Raw genomic sequence first — 3,966 nt, 5'->3', positions numbered from 1 at the left:
CGGCCCGGGAATCCGCAGCGCCACCGTCTCCTCGTCGACGGGGGGCAGATACGCGGTGTCGCCGGAAGCGCCACCGGTGGAGCCGTAGGAGTCGTAGGAGTCCTGCGAGGCGTTGTCGTACCTGCCGTCCCCGAACGTGCCGGGTGCCCCGTACGGCTGCTGTCCGTACGAGGTCCCCTGCTCGCCGCCGGTGCCGTATCCGGAGTCGTCCGTGAAGGACTCCCCGTACCCGGCACCGGATTCGCGCTCGGGGCGCAGCGCGGTCACGCCGTGGCCCTGCCCACCACCGGGGCGAGCCCCGCCGACCTCACCACCGCGCCCTCGTCGCCGCACTCCGCCAGCCAGTTGGCCAGCATCCGGTGCCCGTGCTCGGTCAGCACCGACTCGGGGTGGAACTGCACGCCCTCGACCGGGAGTTCACGGTGCCGCAGCCCCATCACGATGCCGTCCGGCGTTCTGGCCGTGACCTCCAGCTCCGCCGGAACCGTGGCCGGTTCGGCGGCCAGCGAGTGGTAGCGGGTCGCCGTGAACGGGGAGGGCAGGCCCGCGAAGACGCCCTTGCCCCCGTGCTCGACCGGCGAGGTCTTGCCGTGCAGCAGCTCGGGCGCGCGGTCCACCACCCCGCCGTACGCCACCTGCATCGACTGCATGCCGAGGCAGACCCCGAAGACCGGCACCCCGGTCGACGCGCAGTGCCGCACCATGTCCACGCAGACGCCGGCCTCCTCGGGGGTGCCGGGGCCCGGGGACAGCAGCACACCGTCGAAACCGTCCTGCGCGTGCGCCGTCGACACCTCGTCGTTGCGCAGGACCTCGCACTCGGCGCCCAGCTGGTACAGGTACTGGACCAGGTTGAAGACGAAGCTGTCGTAGTTGTCGACGACGAGAATGCGCGCGCTCACTGGTTGTCCACCGTCACATCGTTGAAGGGCAGCAGCGGCTCGGCCCACGGGAAGACGTACTGGAAGAGGAGGTAGACCACGGCGATGATCAGCACGAGAGAGATGAGTGCCCTCACCCATCCGTTCCCCGGCAGATGCCGCCAGATCCAGCTGTACATGCCGTCCCTTCCGTCGTACCACGGCACCAGGCCCACGCCGTAGCCACCAGACTAGCGGCGCGACGCCTCCGGTTCGCCGGTCTCCACAGGCTGTGGAAACCGGACGGGCCCGGACACGTGTGCACCCGTACGTACGGGAGGAGGGGGCGATCGCCTCGATGCCCGCGGGCGCGGATCCCCGCCGCTACTCGACGGGCTGCGCGTGGCGCAGGTCCACCGTGCCCGCGTAGCCGGGCAGCGTCACCGTCCCGTTGTCCTCGACCTTCCAGCCGAGCCCGTAGACGTTGACGTACACCATGTAGTTCTGGATCGCCGGGGAGGACGTGAGCGCCTTCTTCAGCTTCTCCGGGTCGCCGACCGCCGTGATCTTGTAAGGCGGTGAGTAGACGCGGCCCTGGAGGATCAGGGTGTTGCCCACGCAGCGCACCGCGCTGGTGGAGATGAGCCGCTGGTCCATGACCTTGACGCCCTCGGCGCCGCCCTGCCACATCGCGTTCACCACGGCCTGGAGGTCCTGCTGGTGGATGACCAGGTAGTCGGGCTGCGGCTCGGGGTAGCCGGGGAGCTTGGCGGTGGCGTCCGGCGGGGCGTCGTCGAGCGTGACCGTGATCGCCTCGCCCTTGAGCTCCTGCGTGCCCGCGCGTTCCTCCAGCTCGGCGAGTCTGTCGTCCTCCGCCTCGGTGCTGCCGTCGTCGCGCTCGGCGAGGGCCTCTATGTCCTCGCGCAGCGCGCTGTTGGACTCCTCCAGCTCGCCGTTCTCGCGGCTGCGCTCGTGGATCAGGTCGGTCAGCTTCAGCAGCGAGGCGTCCGTACGGATGTTGGTGCCCTTGGCCGTGTTGAAACTGGTGAAGAAGATGAGCCCCGCGAGGGCGAAGACACCCGCGGTGAGGACGCGCACGGGCCGGAAACGGCGTCGGCGGGCAGGGCTGGATTCCGTACCGGGGAAGTCGGCAGAATTGCTCAACGTACCCTTATCTCCTTCGGCGCCGCGGAAGCACTACGCTAACGGACGCCCGGGGGAGCGATCGGAGTCCCCTTGTACGCTGCTCCGAGCCCGACCCAGTTCCCTGCGCGGCCACGCAGCGCATCGACAGGAGAGACCCTCGTGCCGAAGTCACGTATCCGCAAGAAGGCCGACTACACGCCGCCGCCGGCGAAGCAGACGACCGCTCTCAAGCTGACCAACCGCGCCTGGGTCGCGCCGGTGATGCTGGCTCTGTTCCTCATCGGACTGGCCTGGATCGTCGTCTTCTACGTCACCGACGGCACGCTGCCCATCGACGCCCTGGGCAACTGGAACATCGTGGTGGGCTTCGGCTTCATCGCCGCCGGGTTCGGCGTCTCCACCCAGTGGAAGTAGAAGACGCCACACGCTGAGCGCGACCCTGCCCAGAGCTGTCCACAAGCTCTGGGCAGGGCTGTTCACAAGCTCTGGGCAGGACTGTCCACCGAGTTATCCACAAGGTTTTCCACATGGGGAAATCAGTCCCCGATCTGTGGATAACTCATCGGAGGTTGACGCCGGTGTGACAAAACCACCGGCAACCGAAAGATTGTTCGTCACCCGTCTGACCTGCACCGACATGGGTCAGTGACGGTGGGTACCGACACTCCCGCACACTGTGCACAAGATCCGCCACACGCTGTGGACAACTTCGACGCTCAGGTGAGCTGTGCCGTTCTCAACAGGACCGTCACCACCACCGCGGCCAGCACCAGTGCACAGGTGCCGTACTGGATCAGCGTCCTCCGCTCGCGCGGAGCGTGGACCATGGCGTACCCGATCACGGCACCGGCGACGAGCCCTCCGATATGGGCCTGCCAGGCGATGTTGAAGCCCGGGCTGAAAGTGAAGATCAGATTGATCACCAGCAGGGCGACGATCGGACGCATGTCCTGGTCGAGGCGGCGCATCAGTACGGCCATCGCACCGAAGAGGCCGAAGACGGCGCCGGAGGCACCGAGCGTGGCCGTGGTCCCGGAGGCCAGCAGATACGTCAGCGCACTGCCCGCCAGCCCGGAGACCAGATAGAGCGCGAGGTAGCGCGCGCGGCCGAGGGCCTGCTCGAGCGGTCCGCCGAGCCACCACAGGCCGAGCATGTTGAAGGCGATGTGCCAGATCTCCTCGTGCGCGAACATCGAGGTGAGCAGGCGGTACCACTCGCCGTCGGCCACCCCCGTGGTGGGCAGGAACGGCGCCGGCGGCCAGACGCCGATGAGATACAGATGGTCCAGCAGCGAGGGCCTGACCTGCACGGCGATGAACACCGCGACATTGATCCCGATCAGGATCTTGGTGAGCAGCCGGGGATCGGCGACGACGGGGGCGCCGGCGATCGTGCGGGGCATGGAGGCCGTGGGAGCGTGTCCCGTGCCCGAGCCTCCCCCACGGACGCACTCCGGGCACTGGAAGCCGACCGAGGCGTTGACCATGCACTCGGGACAGATCGGGCGCTCGCAGCGGGTGCAGCGGATGCCGGTCTCACGGTCCGGGTGGCGGTAGCAGACGGGGACGCTCCGGGCGTCCTGCGGGCTGCCGGCAGCCTGGTCGTCCATGAGCACCCCTAGGTCGTGTGGAAAAGCCCCGCCCCGCCCATCCTTACGGATGAGCGGGGCGATTGGTTCCCCTCTGCGGGCTTCGCACCCCGGGGGACGAGGTGCTCAGCCCTCGCGGATCTCGACCGACTCGATCACGACGTCGTTCAGCGGACGGTCCGTGCGCGGGTTGGTCTGCGTGGAGGCGATGGTGTCGACGACCTTCTGGCTGGCGGCGTCGACGACCTCGCCGAAGATGGTGTGCTTGCGGTTCAGCCACGCCGTCGGGGCGACGGTGATGAAGAACTGCGAGCCGTTGGTGCCCGGGCCGGCGTTGGCCATCGCCAGCAGGTAGGGCTTGTCGAAGCGCA

At 68.3% G+C, this 3,966-nt stretch carries 6 protein-coding genes and 1 pseudogene; 1 reads left to right on the top strand and 6 read right to left on the bottom strand.

The annotated features are described in order from the left end of the window. From RIM90_RS30890 to RIM90_RS30875, 4 genes and pseudogenes are all read right to left on the bottom strand, one after another. A pseudogene (locus RIM90_RS30890) lies at positions 1 to 267 on the bottom strand (class E sortase); the annotation flags it as partial. Next, on the bottom strand, positions 264 to 902 hold the full coding sequence (locus RIM90_RS30885; protein WP_309064045.1) for an aminodeoxychorismate/anthranilate synthase component II: 639 nt from the start codon (positions 900 to 902) through the stop codon (positions 264 to 266). The gene RIM90_RS30885 and the pseudogene RIM90_RS30890, both read right to left, overlap by 4 nt. After that, positions 899 to 1,060 (bottom strand): hypothetical protein, encoded by a 162-nt coding sequence (locus RIM90_RS30880; RefSeq protein ID WP_086015610.1) that lies wholly within the window; start codon positions 1,058 to 1,060, stop codon positions 899 to 901. Before RIM90_RS30880 ends, RIM90_RS30885 begins: the two co-directional genes overlap by 4 nt. Positions 1,061 to 1,244: 184 nt before the next feature. Next, positions 1,245 to 2,024, bottom strand: coding sequence for a DUF881 domain-containing protein (locus RIM90_RS30875; protein ID WP_309064044.1), 780 nt, complete (start codon positions 2,022 to 2,024; stop codon positions 1,245 to 1,247). 141 nt (positions 2,025 to 2,165) lie between these two features. Here RIM90_RS30875 and crgA point away from each other — a divergent pair, with 141 nt between their 5' ends. After that, the gene (gene crgA, locus RIM90_RS30870) at positions 2,166 to 2,420 is read left to right on the top strand and encodes a cell division protein CrgA (RefSeq protein WP_309064043.1); all 255 of its coding nucleotides are present in this window, start codon (positions 2,166 to 2,168) and stop codon (positions 2,418 to 2,420) included. A gap of 302 nt (positions 2,421 to 2,722) precedes the next feature. Here the strand turns inward: crgA and RIM90_RS30865 are convergent, their stop codons facing one another. Both RIM90_RS30865 and RIM90_RS30860 read right to left on the bottom strand, forming a co-directional pair. Beyond that, positions 2,723 to 3,616: a rhomboid family intramembrane serine protease gene (locus RIM90_RS30865; RefSeq protein WP_309064042.1), complete on the bottom strand. Its 894-nt coding sequence runs from the start codon at positions 3,614 to 3,616 to the stop codon at positions 2,723 to 2,725. Positions 3,617 to 3,721: 105 nt separating this feature from the next. Further along, positions 3,722 to 3,966 (bottom strand): peptidylprolyl isomerase (locus RIM90_RS30860; protein WP_309064041.1); only part of this gene is annotated, 245 nt, incomplete at its 5' end.

The organism is Streptomyces sp. (genome assembly GCF_031181555.1).
Lineage (GTDB): Bacteria > Actinomycetota > Actinomycetes > Streptomycetales > Streptomycetaceae > Streptomyces > Streptomyces fimbriatus.
This window is presented reverse-complemented; position numbering and strand designations above follow the sequence as displayed.